Annotated in this window: 13 protein-coding genes; 6 read left to right on the top strand and 7 right to left on the bottom strand. The window is 70.0% G+C overall.

Translation table 11 applies throughout. The features are described 5' to 3' along the window. Nucleotides 1-70 precede the first annotated feature (70 nt). Entirely contained in the window at nt 71-1,249 is a 1,179-nt protein-coding gene (gene sucC / locus FBZ33_RS26760) for an ADP-forming succinate--CoA ligase subunit beta (protein ID WP_088950144.1), read from the top strand. A 2-nt stretch (nt 1,250-1,251) separates the two neighbouring features. Continuing rightward, entirely contained in the window at nt 1,252-2,139 is an 888-nt protein-coding gene (sucD, locus tag FBZ33_RS26755; RefSeq protein ID WP_088950143.1) for a succinate--CoA ligase subunit alpha, read from the top strand. Nucleotides 2,140-2,235: 96 nt separating this feature from the next. Here the strand turns inward: sucD and FBZ33_RS26750 are convergent, their stop codons facing one another. Beyond that, on the bottom strand, nt 2,236-2,502 hold the full coding sequence (locus tag FBZ33_RS26750; RefSeq protein ID WP_088950142.1) for a hypothetical protein: 267 nt from the start codon (nt 2,500-2,502) through the stop codon (nt 2,236-2,238). A 198-nt stretch (nt 2,503-2,700) separates the two neighbouring features. Between FBZ33_RS26750 and FBZ33_RS26745 the strand changes: the two genes are divergently transcribed. Continuing rightward, a complete protein-coding gene (locus tag FBZ33_RS26745; RefSeq protein WP_141911105.1) occupies nt 2,701-3,990 on the top strand; it encodes a DUF6350 family protein in 1,290 nt (429 codons plus the stop codon). 54 nt (nt 3,991-4,044) lie between these two features. Here FBZ33_RS26745 and FBZ33_RS26740 read toward each other — a convergent pair whose 3' ends face one another. Then, a complete protein-coding gene (locus FBZ33_RS26740) occupies nt 4,045-4,533 on the bottom strand; it encodes a DUF4190 domain-containing protein (RefSeq protein ID WP_141911104.1) in 489 nt (162 codons plus the stop codon). Nucleotides 4,534-4,862: 329 nt separating this feature from the next. On the opposite strand from FBZ33_RS26740, the gene purN reads away from it, so the two are divergent. Beyond that, on the top strand, nt 4,863-5,483 hold the full coding sequence (gene purN, locus FBZ33_RS26735) for a phosphoribosylglycinamide formyltransferase (RefSeq protein ID WP_141911103.1): 621 nt from the start codon (nt 4,863-4,865) through the stop codon (nt 5,481-5,483). Beyond that, nucleotides 5,480-7,051, top strand: a complete 1,572-nt coding sequence (gene purH, locus FBZ33_RS26730) for a bifunctional phosphoribosylaminoimidazolecarboxamide formyltransferase/IMP cyclohydrolase (RefSeq protein ID WP_141911102.1) — start codon at nt 5,480-5,482, stop codon at nt 7,049-7,051. Before purN ends, purH begins: the two co-directional genes overlap by 4 nt. A gap of 120 nt (nt 7,052-7,171) precedes the next feature. Here the strand turns inward: purH and FBZ33_RS26725 are convergent, their stop codons facing one another. The 5 genes from FBZ33_RS26725 to FBZ33_RS26705 form a co-directional block, all read right to left on the bottom strand. Next, nucleotides 7,172-8,212, bottom strand: coding sequence for an ABC transporter ATP-binding protein (locus FBZ33_RS26725; protein ID WP_099848539.1), 1,041 nt, complete (start codon nt 8,210-8,212; stop codon nt 7,172-7,174). Beyond that, the gene (locus FBZ33_RS26720) at nt 8,193-9,224 is read right to left on the bottom strand and encodes an ABC transporter ATP-binding protein (RefSeq protein ID WP_099848537.1); all 1,032 of its coding nucleotides are present in this window, start codon (nt 9,222-9,224) and stop codon (nt 8,193-8,195) included. Before FBZ33_RS26720 ends, FBZ33_RS26725 begins: the two co-directional genes overlap by 20 nt. 65 nt (nt 9,225-9,289) lie before the next feature. Beyond that, the gene (locus tag FBZ33_RS26715; RefSeq protein WP_088950135.1) at nt 9,290-10,246 is read right to left on the bottom strand and encodes an ABC transporter permease; all 957 of its coding nucleotides are present in this window, start codon (nt 10,244-10,246) and stop codon (nt 9,290-9,292) included. Next, nucleotides 10,239-11,177, bottom strand: a complete 939-nt coding sequence (locus FBZ33_RS26710) for an ABC transporter permease (RefSeq protein ID WP_088950134.1) — start codon at nt 11,175-11,177, stop codon at nt 10,239-10,241. The genes FBZ33_RS26715 and FBZ33_RS26710 overlap by 8 nt, the downstream gene beginning before the upstream one ends. Nucleotides 11,178-11,374: 197 nt before the next feature. Further along, on the bottom strand, nt 11,375-12,976 hold the full coding sequence (locus tag FBZ33_RS26705) for an ABC transporter substrate-binding protein (protein ID WP_141911101.1): 1,602 nt from the start codon (nt 12,974-12,976) through the stop codon (nt 11,375-11,377). Nucleotides 12,977-13,424: 448 nt separating this feature from the next. Between FBZ33_RS26705 and FBZ33_RS26700 the strand changes: the two genes are divergently transcribed. Continuing rightward, nucleotides 13,425-14,285, top strand: a complete 861-nt coding sequence (locus FBZ33_RS26700; RefSeq protein ID WP_141911100.1) for a bifunctional methylenetetrahydrofolate dehydrogenase/methenyltetrahydrofolate cyclohydrolase — start codon at nt 13,425-13,427, stop codon at nt 14,283-14,285. Nucleotides 14,286-14,323 lie beyond the last annotated feature (38 nt).

Below are 14,323 nucleotides of genomic sequence, written 5' to 3'. Positions count from 1 at the left end.
TCAAACTGTTTTTTTGAACGCTGGTGGCGGCGCGACGGCGCGCCGCGGAGACGGGACGGGACGCGCAATCGTGGACCTGTACGAGTACCAGGGGCGGGACCTGTTCGAACGGCACGGCTTGCCCGTGCTGGCCGGCGGCGTCGCCACTACCCCGGAAGAGGCCCGTGCGATCGCCGAACGCCTCGGCGGTCGCGTGGTCGTCAAGGCGCAGGTGAAGGTCGGCGGCCGAGGTAAGGCCGGCGGCGTCAAGCTCGCCGAGGGCGCCGAGGAGACGGTGGCCCGCGCCACCGACATCCTCGGCATGGACATCAAGGGTCACACCGTCCACAAGGTCATGATCACGGTGACCGCGGACGTGGCCGAGGAGTACTACTTCTCGTACCTGCTCGACCGAGCGAACCGCACCTTCCTCTGCATCGCCAGCGTCGCCGGCGGCATGGACATCGAGCAGGTCGCCGCCGACACCCCCGACAAGGTTGTGAAGGCCCCGATCGACGCCGTTAAGGGCGTGGACGAGGCCAAGGCCCGCGAGATCGTGACCGCCGCCGGCTTCCCGGCCGAGGTCGCCGACCAGGTGGTCGAGATCGCCGTCGGCCTGTGGCAGGCGTTCGTCGCCGAGGACGCCACCCTGGTCGAGGTCAACCCGCTCGCCAAGAACGGCGACGGCCGGATGCTCCTGCTCGACGCCAAGATCAGCCTGGACGAGAACGCGGCGTTCCGGCACCCGGACCACGAGGCGCTGGTCGACCAGGCCGCGGTGGACCCGCTGGAGCAGGCCGCCAAGGCCAAGGACCTCAACTACGTCAAGCTCGACGGCGAGGTCGGCATCATCGGCAACGGCGCGGGTCTGGTCATGTCGACCCTCGACGTGGTCGCGTACGCCGGTGAGCGGCACGGCAACGTCAAGCCGGCCAACTTCCTCGACATCGGCGGTGGCGCGAGCGCCGCGGTGATGGCGAACGGGCTGGAGATCGTGCTCTCCGACCCGGCCGTGAAGAGCGTCTTCGTCAACGTCTTCGGCGGCATCACCGCCTGTGACGAGGTCGCCAACGGCATCATCCAGGCGTTGGCGCTGCTGGAGCAGCGGGGCGAGCAGGTCAGCAAGCCGCTCGTCGTCCGTCTCGACGGCAACAACGCCGAGGCTGGCCGGGCGATCCTGGACAGCGCGAACAACCCGCTCGTGCAGCGGGTGGACACCATGGACGGTGCGGCCGAGCGGGCCGCCGAGCTGGCAGCTGCGGGGGTCTGATCATGGCTATCTGGCTGACCAAGGACTCGAAGGTCATCGTCCAGGGGATGACCGGTTCCGAGGGTTCCAAGCACACCCGGCGGATGCTGGCCGCCGGCACGAACGTGGTGGGCGGCGTCAACCCGCGCAAGGCGGGCCAGAAGGTCGACTTCGACGGCACCGAGCTGCCGGTCTTCGCGTCCGTCGCGGACGCGATGGCCGAGACCGGGGCCGACGTCACTGTCATCTTCGTGCCGCCGCAGTTCACCAAGGCCGCAGTGGTCGAGGCGATCGACGCCGCGATCCCGCTGGCCGTGGTGATCACCGAGGGCGTGCCGGTGCACGACACCGCATCGTTCTGGGCGTACAACGTGGCGAAGGGCGAGCAGACCCGGATCATCGGGCCGAACTGTCCCGGCATCGCCTCGCCCGGCGCGTCCAACGCCGGCATCATCCCGGCCGACATCACCGGCTCCGGCCGGATCGGCCTGGTCAGCAAGAGCGGCACGCTGACCTACCAGATGATGTACGAGCTGCGCGACATCGGCTTCTCCACCTGCGTCGGCATCGGCGGTGACCCGATCATCGGGACCACCCACATCGACGCCCTGGCGGCGTTCGAGGCCGACCCGGAGACCGACGCCATCGTCATGATCGGTGAGATCGGTGGCGACGCCGAGGAGCGGGCCGCCGAGTTCATCAAGACCAACGTCACCAAGCCGGTGGTCGGCTACATCGCCGGCTTCACCGCTCCTCCCGGCAAGACCATGGGTCACGCAGGGGCGATCATCTCCGGCTCGGCCGGCACCGCCGAGGCGAAGCAGGCGGCGCTGGAGGCTGTCGGCGTCAAGGTCGGCAAGACGCCGACCGAGACCGCGAAGCTGATGCGGGAGATCATGTCCGGCAACTGAGCCGGTCAGGCAACACCGAAGGGGGTCGACCGCAGCCGGTCGGCCCCCTTCGGCGTACCTGCGCTGCCGGCGCGTCCCGCTGGTGGCGCAGCCCGCTCAGTCGTTGTTCCAGAACGGGTAGTTGCCGGTGGCGCGCAGGATCGCGCCGCCGATGATGTTGATCACGCCGAACACGATGGCGAGGTAGCCCAGTAGCGGTGACTGCCCGTACCGACGGGCGTCGCGGATGGACAGGTAGCCGAAGATGATGCCCAGGATGCCGCAGCAGATCAGCCCCAGCACGATGCCCAGCACGCCCCAGAGCGTGGTCCGGTCCCGTCCCCGGGCCGGTGGGGGCGGGGATGGCGCGTACGGCGTTGTCACGGCGTCCTCCGGGCGGTCGTGGGCGGCGAGCCGGCCGGACCGCGACCGGCGGACCCGACCCGGGTGGCGGCGACTCGCGCCCCCTCTGGCCGAGGCTAGACCGGGCCGGATGGCCTGGGCCCCGGTTCGGTCAACTCGCCGCCCTTCGGGCGGCTTAACGGACTGCCACCGCCCGCGCGACGTGCCAGAGTAGAGCGGATGTCCCCCGTCACCCCTGACCGTCCCAGCCGTCCCGGCGGTGTGAGCGCCGACGACCGGCCGGTCGATCGTGCCGCCCGGGCCCGACGGGTGCCCGCGCCCCGCGCGGGCGGGGCGCCACGCGGGCGCGCGCCGTTGCCCGTCGCCGCGGGGGTGGCGGCCGGCTGGGCCGCCCTCACCTCCTACCTGCCGGTCGCCATCGTGCTCGGCCTGGTCCAGCTCGGCACGGATTCGACGACACTGGTCAGCACCCTGCGCACGGCGCTGGCCGGCTGGCTGCTCGGCCACGGCGTGCCGCTGCACACCGACTCCGGCCCGCTCGGGCTCGCCCCGCTGGCGCTGACCGTGCTCGCGCTCTGGCGGCTCAGCCGGGCCGGTGTGCACGTCAGCCGCGCGATCGGCGCCCGGGACACCCGCTCACCGCGCCGCGCGCTGCTCGCCGCAGGCGCTGTCGGCATCGCGTACGCGCTGCTGGGCGCACTCGCGGCAGTGCTGGTGGGAGCCGGTGGGCCGACGGTGTCCCCGATTCGTGCGGGCGCCACGTTCGCGGTGGTCGGCACACTCGCCGCACTGATCGGCGCCACCCGCATCACCGCCGTGACCCGGCTGCTCGTCACCCGGCTGTCAAACCCGGTGCGGGACGGCATTCGCACCGGCCTGGTGGCCGGGCTGCTGCTGCTCGGCGCGGGTGCCGGTGCGGCCGGTCTGGCGGTGGCCACCGGCGGCGGCGACGCGGCGGACATGATCGGGGCGTACCGGACGGGGGTCGCCGGGCAGGCCGGGATCACCCTGGTCAGCGTCGCGTACGCGCCGAACGCGGCGATCTGGTCGGCCAGCTATCTGCTCGGGCCGGGCTTCGCGGTCGGCACCGACACCGCGGTTCGCACCAGCGAGGTGTCGGTCGGCGCACTGCCAGCCGTGCCACTGCTCGCCGGTCTGCCACGAGGCCCGGTGGACGGCTTTGGCGCCCTGCTGCTCGCGGTGCCGGTGCTGGCCGGAATGGTGGCCGGCTGCCTGCTCGCCCGCCGGGTGGCCCGACTCGCCGGGCCGGAGCGGGCCCCGCAGCGCTGGGCCGAGGTGCTGGCCCCGGCGGTGCTGGCCGGGCTGGTGGCCGGCGTGCTGCTCGGTGTGGCCGCCGCGGTCTCCGGCGGGTCACTGGGCGCCGGCCGGCTGGCACAGGTCGGGCCGGTGGGCTGGCAGGTCGGTGCGGTGGCCGCTGTCGTCATCGCGGTCGGCGCACTGCTCGGCGCCGCCGCCACGCGGGCCCTCACCCGCACCCCCGCCCAGTAGACGCGCGCGGGGCGCCCCGGACGAATCCGGAGCGCCCCGTCGAATCCGAGCTTGTCAGGGCTGGGTGGGCAGGGCCACGTTCGCCACGATGCCGAGGATGATCAGGATGATGCCCAACCCGACACCGATCGCGCCGCAGATCAGGCCGGCCTTGGCCTGCCCGGCGTTGTTCGCCTGGCCCTGGGCGACCTTCTGCCGGGCGAGGTAACCGGTCACCACGGCCGCGATGCCGACCGGGATGCCCAGGTAGAAGCAGCAGATCAGCGGGATCGACGCGATACCGAGGATCATCGACACCAGGCCGAGGGTGTTGTTCTGCCCCTGGCCCCCCTGCGGGTAGCCGGCGTTCGGGTACGTCGGACCGCCGCCGCCGTACTGGGGCTGCTGCTGGCCGTACGGGTCCTGGCCGTACGGCTGACCCGAGGTCGGCTGCTGGCCGTACGGGGCCGCCGGCGGCTGGCCGTACTGCGGCGGCTGGGGTGCGTTCGGGTCCTGGTTGGGCTGCTGGCCGTACGGGTCCTGGCCGGGGTTACCGGGTTGCATTCGAGAGCTCCTTGAACTGGTTCCGTCAGTTACTGCTGTTGTTGCCACCCATGATCGCTGTCAGTCCTCGGATTGCACAGCGCGGCAGGACCACGACATCGTCACGGTGCTGCCGATCGACGGTTGCCGTTCGGGTGGTGACCGGGCGACACGCGGTGCTCCTCAGTGCAGCGACACCGCTGGTGTGCCGATCGGTGCGGGGGTTCGGACCGACGAGGTGTCAAGTCCGAGCGAGCGGCAGCGTACCGGGTCGATGCACGTCGGCACTGTCAAAGATCGGCGCGCCGCCCAGCCGGAGGGCTCCCTGACCTGCCCGATAGGGTGGCCCGGTGACCGAGCCCGCGCCTGTCGCCCGCATCGTCGTCCTCATCTCCGGCTCCGGTAGCAACCTCCAGTCGCTGCTGGATGCCGCCGTCGACCCCGCGTACGGTGCGCAGGTTGTCGCGGTCGGCGCGGACCGTGACGGCATCGCGGGCCTGGACCGGGCCGAGGCCGCGGGGGTGCCGACCTTCGTCGAGCGGGTCCGTGATCACGACACCCGGGAGGACTGGGACCGTGCGCTCACCGCGCACGTCGCGAAGCACCAACCCGACCTGGTCATCTCCGCCGGTTTCCTCAAGCTGGTCGGCCCGCACTTCCTCGCTGCCTTCGGCGACCGCTACCTGAACACCCACAACACCCTGCTGCCGGCGTTTCCCGGCATCCACGGCCCGCGTGACGCCCTCGCCTACGGCGTGAAGCTCACCGGTGCCACCCTCTTCTTCGTCGACGCCGGCATGGACACCGGGCCGATCGTCGCGCAGGTCGCGGTGCCGGTGCTCGACGACGACGACGTGGACAAGCTCACCGAGCGCATCAAGGAAGCCGAGCGGCGCCAGCTCGTCGAGCAGGTCGGTCGCCTGGTCCGCGAAGGCTGGACCATCACCGGAAGGAAGGTCACGGTTCCGTGAGTCCCACTCAGGACGGGCGCCGCCCGATCAGGCGGGCGCTGGTCAGCGTCTACGACAAGACCGGGCTGGTCGAGCTGGCTCAGGCCCTGCACGCCGCCGGTGTGGAGATCGTGTCGACCGGAAGCACGGCGGGCACCATCGCCGCCGCCGGTGTGCCGGTGACGCCGGTGGAGACGGTGACCGGGTTCCCCGAGGTGCTCGACGGCCGGGTGAAGACCCTGCACCCGAAGGTGCACGCGGGTCTCCTCGCGGACCTGCGCAAGGACACGCATGTCGCGCAGCTCGACGAGCTGGGGGTTGCGGCGTTCGACCTGCTGGTCTCCAACCTCTACCCCTTCCAGGCGACCGTCGCCTCCGGCGCCGACGTCGAGGAGTGCGTGGAGCAGATCGACATCGGTGGCCCGGCCATGGTGCGGGCCGCCGCCAAGAACCACGCCTCGGTCGCCGTGCTCACCGACCCGGCCGGTTACCCGGCGCTGATCGGCGCGCTCGGCGAGGGGGGCTTCACCCTGGCTCAGCGGCGCGCGCTGGCCGCCCGGGCGTTCGCCGACATCGCCGAGTACGACGTGGCCGTGGCCCGGTGGTGCGCGCAGGAGCTGGCGCCCGCCGACGACTGGTGGCCGCAGTTCGCGGGGCTGGCGCTGCGCAGGTCGGCGGCGCTGCGCTACGGCGAGAACCCGCACCAGCCGGCTGCGCTCTACACCGACCCGGACGCCCCGGCGGGGCTGGCCCAGGCCGAGCAGCTGCACGGCAAGGAGATGTCCTACAACAACTACGTCGACGCGGACGCCGCCTGGCGGGCGGCGAACGACTTCGCCGACCAGCCGGCCGTCGCGATCATCAAGCACGCCAACCCGTGCGGCATCGCGGTGGGCGTGGACGTGGCCGAGGCACACCGCAGGGCGCACGCCTGCGACCCGGTGTCGGCGTTCGGCGGCGTCATCGCGGTCAACCGGCCGGTCTCGGTCGAGCTGGCGCGGCAGGTGGCCGAGATCTTCACCGAGGTGGTGGTCGCGCCCGGCTTCGACGAGGGCGCGGTCGAGGTGTTGCAGGCCAAGAAGAACATCCGGCTGCTGCGGGCGCCGGCCTGGACGCCGGCGCTGGTGGAGTTGCGGCCGGTGACCGGTGGCGTGCTGGCCCAGGTCGCCGACCGGGTGGACGCCCCGGGCGACGACCCGGCGACCTGGCAGTTGGCGACCGGCGAGGCCGCCGACGAGGAGCTGCTGCGGGACCTGGCGTTCGCGTGGCGGGCGGTCCGTGCCGTGAAGAGCAACGCGATCCTGCTCGCGAAGGACGGCGCCACCGTCGGGGTCGGTATGGGTCAGGTCAACCGGGTCGACTCGGCGCAGCTCGCGGTCAACCGCGCCGGCGCCGAGCGGGCTCGGGGTTCGGTCGCCGCCTCGGACGCGTTCTTCCCGTTCGCCGACGGTCCGCAGATCCTCATCGACGCCGGCGTCCGCGCCATCGTGCAGCCCGGTGGCTCGATCCGCGACGAAGAAGTCATCGCAGCGGCCAAGAAGGCAAACGTAACGATGTACCTGACGAAAACCCGCCACTTCTTCCACTAGGCCGCCAACCCCCGTCCGCGTCGATCATGGAGTTGTGGCGCCCCGCAAAAGGGGTGCCGGCCAAGAAATCGGCCACCACAACTCCATGATCGACGTGTGAGGCGGGCGGGCGCGGGCGGGTCAGGCCGTTGGGGTTGTGGGGCGGAGTTCGGCGAAGTGGCACGCGGACGGGTGGGGGTCCGCCGCTCTCGGGACCGTTTTCGGGTCCTCCACGGCGCAAATCTCCTGGGCCTTCCAGCAGCGGGTGCGGAAGTGGCAGCCGCTCGGCGGGTCGGCCGGGCTGGGCACGTCGCCGACCAGCCGGATCATGTTGCGCTGGTCGCGGGCCTCCGGGTCGGGCACCGGCACCGCCGAGAGCAGAGCCTGGGTGTACGGGTGGGTGGCCCGCTCGTAGATTTCGTCCTCGGTGCCGATCTCGACGATCCGGCCGAGGTACATCACCGCCACCCGGTCGGCGATGTGCCGCACCACGGACAGGTCGTGGGCGATGAAGATGTACGACAGCCCCAGCTCGTTCTGCAACTGCTTCAGCAGGTTGATCACCTGAGCCTGGATGGAGACGTCCAGCGCCGACACCGGCTCGTCGCAGACGATCACCTCGGGTCGCAGCGCGAGCGCGCGGGCGATGCCGATGCGCTGACGCTGACCGCCGGAGAACTGGTGCGGGTACCGGTTGATGTGCTCCGGGTTGAGCCCGACCACGTCGAGCAGTTCCTGGACTCGCTTCTGCTTGCTGCCCTTGGGCGCGGCATCCGGGTGGATCTCGAACGGTTCGCCGATGATGTCGCCGACGGTCATCCGCGGGTTCAGCGACGTGTACGGATCCTGCATCACCATCTGCATGTTGCGGCGCACCCGGCGCAGTTCACCCCCGGAGGCCTTGAACAGGTCCTTGCCCTCCAGGGTCGCGCCTCCGGAGGTGGGCGTCTCCAGGCGCATCAGCAGCCGGGCGAGGGTGGACTTGCCGCAGCCGGACTCGCCGACCACACCCAGCGTCTCGCCCCGACGCAGCTCGAAACTCACCCCGTCGACGGCCTTCACCGCGCCGACCTGCCGCTGGAACAGCACCCCCTGCGTGATCGGGAAGTGCTTCACCAGGTTGTCGACGGAGAGGATCGTCTCGCCGCGGACCTTGCTGGGGCTAGCGGGCGGCGCTGTCATCACGGACCTCCTGCGCGAAGTGGCAAGCGCTGGTCCGGCCGTCGCCGAGGACCAGGTCGTGCGGCACGACGTCCACGCAGACCTGCTGGACGTACGGGCACCGGGGGTGGAACGGGCAGCCGGACGGGATGCGCATCAGGTTCGGCGGCAACCCCTTGATCGTCGACAGTTCCTCGCCGCGGACGTCCAGGCGCGGGATCGACTCCAACAAACCCTTGGTGTACGGGTGGGCGGGCGCCTTGTAGAGCGAGCGGACGTCGGCGTGCTCGACGATCCGGCCGGCGTACATGACCGCGATCCGGTCCGCGACACCGGCTACCACGCCCAGGTCGTGGGTGATCAGGATCATCGCCATGTTGCGTTCCTGGCGCAGGTCCGCCAGCAGGTCCATGATCTGGGCCTGGACGGTCACGTCGAGCGCCGTGGTGGGCTCGTCGGCGATGAGCACCTTCGGGTCCAGCGCCAGCGCCATAGCGATCATGACGCGCTGCCGCATGCCGCCGGAGAACTGGTGCGGGTAGTCGCCGATCCGCTTGGCGGCGCCGGGGATCTTGACCAGGTCCATCAGCTCGATGGCACGGCGTCGGGCGTCGGACCGGGAAAGGCCGGAGCGCTGACGCAGCGTCTCACCGATCTGCCAGCCGACCGGAAACACCGGGTTCAGGGCCGAGAGCGCGTCCTGGAAGATCATCGCGATCTCCTTGCCGCGTACCTGCCGGCGCTGTTCCTCGGAGCGGGTGAGCAGGTCCTGACCCTGGTATAGGATCTGGCCGGAGCGGACGAACGCGGGCGGGGTGTCCAGGATGCCCATGATCGCCTGGGCGGTGACCGACTTGCCCGAGCCGGATTCGCCGAGCACGGCCAGTGTCTCGCCGGCGTCCAGGTGGTATGACACGCCGTTGATCACCCGGGCCACGCCCTCGTTGGTGCGGAACTCGACGTGCAGGTCCCGCAACTCCAGCAGGTGGCCGCCCTCGGGCGTGGCGGAGGCGGGCGTCGGTTGAACGGTCATGGCTGTGCCTGCCTTTCGCTCGCGACTGCGGGGCTCGCTTCGCTCACTCCTCGCGCTCGCATGAGTCACCGCAGCTTCGGGTCGAAGGCGTCACGGATCGCGTCGCCGAGCATGATGAACGCCAGCACGGTCAGCGCGAGGAATGCCGACGGGACGATCAGCGGCGTGGCCGCCTCCCGCATGTGGATGCGGCCGGTGTCGATGTCCTGGCCCCACGAGATGGTGGGCGCCTTCAGGCCGATGCCCAGGAAGGAGAGCGTCGCCTCGGCCGCGATGAACGAGCCGAGCGCGATGGTCAGCACGACGATGACCGGGGCCAGCGAGTTCGGCAGGATGTGCCGCCACATGATCCGGCTGTTGCCGGCGCCGAGCATCCGGGCTGCCGCGACGTAGTCCTGCTCCTTTGCGGTGATCACCGAGGAGCGGACCACGCGGGCGGCGGTGGTCCAGCCGAGCAGGGCGAGCACGAAGACGACAGCGCCGATCCGTGCCCACTGGCTGTCACTGGAGACCCGCTTGAGCAGCACGATCGCGGCCAGCAGCAGCGGGATGCCGAGCACCACGTCGATCACCCGGGAGAGCACCGCGTCGACCCACCGGCCGAAGTAACCGGCCAGCATGCCGATCACCAGCGCGATGATCCCGGTGCCGAGAGCGGCGAGCGCGCCGACCAGCAGCGAGGCGCGGGTGCCGTAGACCGCACGGGAGTACGTGTCGCAGCCCTGGAAGTCGTACCCGAAGATGGCCCCACCGGACGGCCCGGCGTGCTGCCGGGAGAGCAGGCAGTCGTTCGGGTTGTTGGCGGTGAACACCCCGGGGAGCAGCGCCATCAGGGTGAAGATGACGACCAGCGTCAGCGAGATCCAGAAGATCGGGTTGCGGCGCAGGTCCCGCCAGGCGTCTCCGGCCAGGCTGCGGGGCTTGTTCGCGGCGCCGACCTGATTGGGTGTGCCCGGCTCGCCCGAGGGGCCACGCCGCGCGGCCTGGTTCTCGGTCGCCGCCACAGTTTCAAAATCACTCATAGCGGATCCTCGGGTCGAGTACGGCGTACAGGACGTCCACCACCAGGTTCGAGACCAGGTAGACCACGACGAGCACGCTGACGATGCCCACCACGAGGGGGCCGTCCTCGGTGCGGATGCCGCGGAAGAGGTTGAAGCCGACGCCGGGGATGTTGAAGACGCCCTCGGTGATGATCGCGCCGCTCATCAGGTTGCCCAGCTCCACACCGAGGAAGGTGACCACCGGGATCAGTGAGTTGCGCAGCACGTGGACGATGACGATGCGGCGCTTGACCAGGCCCTTGGACCGGGCGGTCCGGACGTAGTCCGCGCGCAGGTTCTCCGCCACCGAGGCCCGGGTGAGCCGCAGCGCGGTGGCCAGCGACAGCGAGCCGAGCACGATGCCCGGCAGCAGGAGCGCGTAGAACGTCGGGTCCGAGCCGGCGGTGGGCGGGAACAGCTGCCACTTGACGCCCAGGAAATACTGCGCCAGCGGCGCCAGCACGATCGTCGGGATGCCCAGCACCAGCAGGGTCAGCACCAGGGTCGAGTTGTCGAAGATGCTGGCTCGGCGGATACCGGCGATCACGCCCGCGCTGACTCCGAAGATGATCGCCACGGCGAGGGCGATGAGCGCGAGCCGCACGGTGACCGGCCAGGCCTGCTGGAGGATGTCACCGATGCTCCGACCGGTGAGCGACTCGCCCAGGTTGCCTTGGAGCAGGTCCTTCACGTAGTCGAAGTAGCGGTAGAAGAAGCCGCCGACGCCCGTCTGATCCAGGTTGTACTTCTCGGTCAGGTAGGCCCGTTGGGCTGGCGTCACCGGCCGCTCACCGGCGAGCGCCTGGATCGGGTCGCCCTGTCCGGCGAATGTCAGCGCGTAGACGATCAGGGTGGTCCCGAAGAACGCCAGGACCATCTGCAGTAGGCGCCGCAAGATGTAGCGGAACATGCTTAGCAGTCTCTCCGGAAATGTGCGAAAGGGTCGCAGGACGGCATCTCTGGTCGTACCCGAAATATCCGAGACGTGCCGTCAGGCCCGGGGGAGCCGGCACCACCGACGCCGGGTCCGCTGCTGCGGCCCGGCTCCGGTGGCGCGATTTGGGCCACCCGGGCGTCGTCGCCCGGGTGGCCCGCACCGTGGTCAGCTCAGCTGGCCGCTTCGATCTTGACGAGGTTGACCCGCTGGAACAGGTCCATCTGCACGTTCTTGACCTTGGACGAGTGGCCGAACACGTTCTCGCCGAAGCGGAGCGGGATCACCGGCATGTCCTTGGCCAGGATGTCCTCCGCCTGCTGGTACTTGGCGATCGCCTCGTCCTGCGTCTTGGCGGCGGAACCCTCCTTGACCAGCTTGTCGAACTCCGGGTTGCTGTAGCCGTAGTAGTTCGACGAGCCGTTCGTGCTGTACAGCGGGCCGAGGTAGTCCTCCATGGTCGGGTAGTCCATGACCCAACCCATCCGGAACGCACCCACCGGCGTCTTCTTCTCGACCTTGGTCAGCAGGTCGGCGAACTTCGGCTCGGCCGAGCCGACGGCGTCGACACCCAGGTTGGCCTTGAGCTGGTTGACAGTGGCGTCGACCCAGTCCTTGTGGCCGCCGTCGCCGTTGTACGAGATGACGACCTTCGACGGACCACCCGCGGCCTGGTAGAGCTTCTTGGCCTCGGTCGGGTTGAACTCGCCGGCCGTGCCCGCGGTGTTCTCCCGGTAGCCCGGCAGGACCGGCGAGACGAAGGAGCGCGCCGACTGCTGAGAGCCCTTGAAGACCGACTTGGTGATCTCGTCACGGTCGATCGCCATCGAGATGGCCTTACGCACGTCCGGGTTGCTGTAGTCCTTGTCGAACGTCGGGAACGCGAGGAACTGGAACGACGACATCGGGCTGGTCTGGTACCGGTCGCCCAGGTCGCTCGGCGCGGTGCTCAGGCTCTCGGTCGGGATCGTCGGCAGCACGTCCAGGTTGTCCGCCAGGACGTCCGCGTAGGCCGCGGTCAGCTGCTGGTAGATCCGGAACTCAACGTTCTTGACCTTGGGCTTCTCACCCGGGTACGCGTCGTAGCGCTCGACCTCGATCTTGCTGTCGTGCTGCCAGGTGCCCTTCATCTTGAAGGGGCCCTGCCCGATCGGCGCCTGCTCGTAGGAGTCCTTGAGCACGCCCGGGGCCGAGAACGCGGCGTCCGGCATCGGGTAGAACGCGTTGTAGCCGAGCACCGTCTTGAAGTCGATGTACGGCTCGGAGAGCGTCACGGTGAAGGTGAGGTCGTCGACCTTCTTCAGACCGGACATCTCCTTGGCCTTCGGCGCCTTGCCCTGGAGGTCGTCGTAGCCAGCGATCTTCTCGAAGAAGTAGTTGCTGTCCTGACCGTTGGGGGCGTACGCGCCGTAGTTCCAGGCGTTGACGTAGTCCTCGGACGTGACCTTCTCACCGTTGTGGAAGGTGAAGCCGTCCTTGAGCTTGATCGTCCAGACCTTGTTGTCCGACGAGGTCACCGACTGGGCCGCGACCTCGTAAGGCTTGTTCTGGGCGTCGTAGTCGACGAGCGGGCTGAACAGGCCGGCGATCACCTGCGAGCCGGACGTCTCGGTGGTGTTGGTGGGAACCAGGTGCTTCGGCTCGCCGATCTGGATGCTGACCGCCGAATTGCCGTTGCCGCTGGATCCACCGTCTCCGCCGCTGCCGCAGGCCGCGAGGCCCAGCGTCACCGCGAGCGGGAGGGCGGTCCAGGCGGCGAGTCTACGAACTCGCATTGAGCCTCCTCATCTCCTCACGCTGCGCAGTCAGGCCCGACGCTGGGTTACGCTGCGCAACAAGCGGCAACGGTAGGTCGGCGATAGGCCTTTGACAACGACGCGGTTGCGGGTGGGTAACGGTCCGGGGGTGGTCCCCTTGTCGAAGGCGGGTCCGCCTGCTAGCGAAAACCGCCGTAAACCTCGCCAGCCTGCAAAAGTCTTGTCGTTCGTGGGGGCGGCAGTGCCGGTCTGAGGCGGGATAGGGCTCTCCGGATGGGCCATCCGATCTCCGTCGTGCTCGGCCCGACTGTCTGGTTCGACGGTGACCGAATGAACAAACAGTGACTGAGAGTGACGTGCAACACGTTACGCACGGTCATGTACAACGGTGGTGGCCGAGGTGGCGACGAGCCGCGCGGGCGAGGTCCGTCGGAACTGCGGCCGGTGGCCGTGAGACGATCTGGACGTGACGGCGACGCTTCTGGACGGCAAGGCAACCGCGGCGGAGATCAAGGACGAGCTGCGAATCCGGGTGAAGGCACTCGCGGAACGCGGCATCACCCCCGGGCTGGGCACGGTGCTGGTCGGGGCGGACCCGGGCAGCCAGGCGTACGTCAACGGAAAACACCGCGACTGCGCCGAGGTGGGCATCGCCTCGATCCGCCGGGAGTTGCCGGCCGACGCCACCCAGCAGCAGGTCGACGACGTGCTGGCCGAGCTGAACGCCGACCCGGCGTGCCACGGCTACATCGTCCAGCTGCCCCTGCCGGCCCATCTCGACACCCAGCGGGTGCTGGAGCTGATCGACCCGGACAAGGACGCCGACGGCCTGCACCCGATCAACCTGGGCCGGCTCGTCCTCGGCTACGACGGCCCGCTGCCCTGCACCCCGCGCGGCATCGTCGAGCTGCTGCGCCGGCACGACGTGGCGCTGCGCGGCGCGACCGTCGCAGTGGTCGGTCGGGGCAACACCGTCGGCCGACCGCTCGGCCTGCTGCTCACCCGCCGCTCCGAGAACGCCACCGTCACCCTCTGCCACACCGGCACCCTGGACCTCGCCTCGCACACCCGGGCCGCCGACATCGTCATCGTCGCGGCCGGCGTGCCGGGCCTGCTCACCACCGACATGATCAACCCCGGCGCCGTTGTGGTGGACGTCGGCATCACGCGCGTGATCGGCGCGGACGGCAAGGGCCGCTACACCGGCGACGTCGACCCGGAGGTGGCCGAGACGGCCGGCGCCCTGGTCCCCATGCCCGGTGGTGTCGGGCCGATGACCCGGGCCATGCTGCTCACCAACGTCGTCGAGCGCGCCGAGCGCGGCTGAGCCCGCGCGCCGGTAGCGCCGAACCAGGACGGCGGTGA

Source organism: Micromonospora sp. A202 (assembly GCF_006715105.1).
GTDB lineage: Bacteria > Actinomycetota > Actinomycetes > Mycobacteriales > Micromonosporaceae > Micromonospora > Micromonospora zamorensis.
Note: the sequence above shows the minus strand (reverse complement) of the source record. Positions and strands in the feature narration are given on the sequence as shown.

What these genes read in the sequence shown, in the direction of transcription:
- FBZ33_RS26740 (WP_141911104.1), bottom strand. Translation starts at nt 4,533, where the DNA reads ATGCAACCCGGTAACCCCGGCCAGGACCCGTACGGCCAGCAGCCCAAC.
- FBZ33_RS26720 (WP_099848537.1), bottom strand. Translation starts at nt 9,224, where the DNA reads ATGACCGTTCAACCGACGCCCGCCTCCGCCACGCCCGAGGGCGGCCAC.
- FBZ33_RS26710 (WP_088950134.1), bottom strand. Translation starts at nt 11,177, where the DNA reads ATGTTCCGCTACATCTTGCGGCGCCTACTGCAGATGGTCCTGGCGTTC.
- FBZ33_RS26715 (WP_088950135.1), bottom strand. Translation starts at nt 10,246, where the DNA reads ATGAGTGATTTTGAAACTGTGGCGGCGACCGAGAACCAGGCCGCGCGG.
- FBZ33_RS26745 (WP_141911105.1), top strand. Translation starts at nt 2,701, where the DNA reads ATGTCCCCCGTCACCCCTGACCGTCCCAGCCGTCCCGGCGGTGTGAGC.
- sucD (WP_088950143.1), top strand. Translation starts at nt 1,252, where the DNA reads ATGGCTATCTGGCTGACCAAGGACTCGAAGGTCATCGTCCAGGGGATG.
- FBZ33_RS26705 (WP_141911101.1), bottom strand. Translation starts at nt 12,976, where the DNA reads ATGCGAGTTCGTAGACTCGCCGCCTGGACCGCCCTCCCGCTCGCGGTG.
- FBZ33_RS26725 (WP_099848539.1), bottom strand. Translation starts at nt 8,212, where the DNA reads ATGACAGCGCCGCCCGCTAGCCCCAGCAAGGTCCGCGGCGAGACGATC.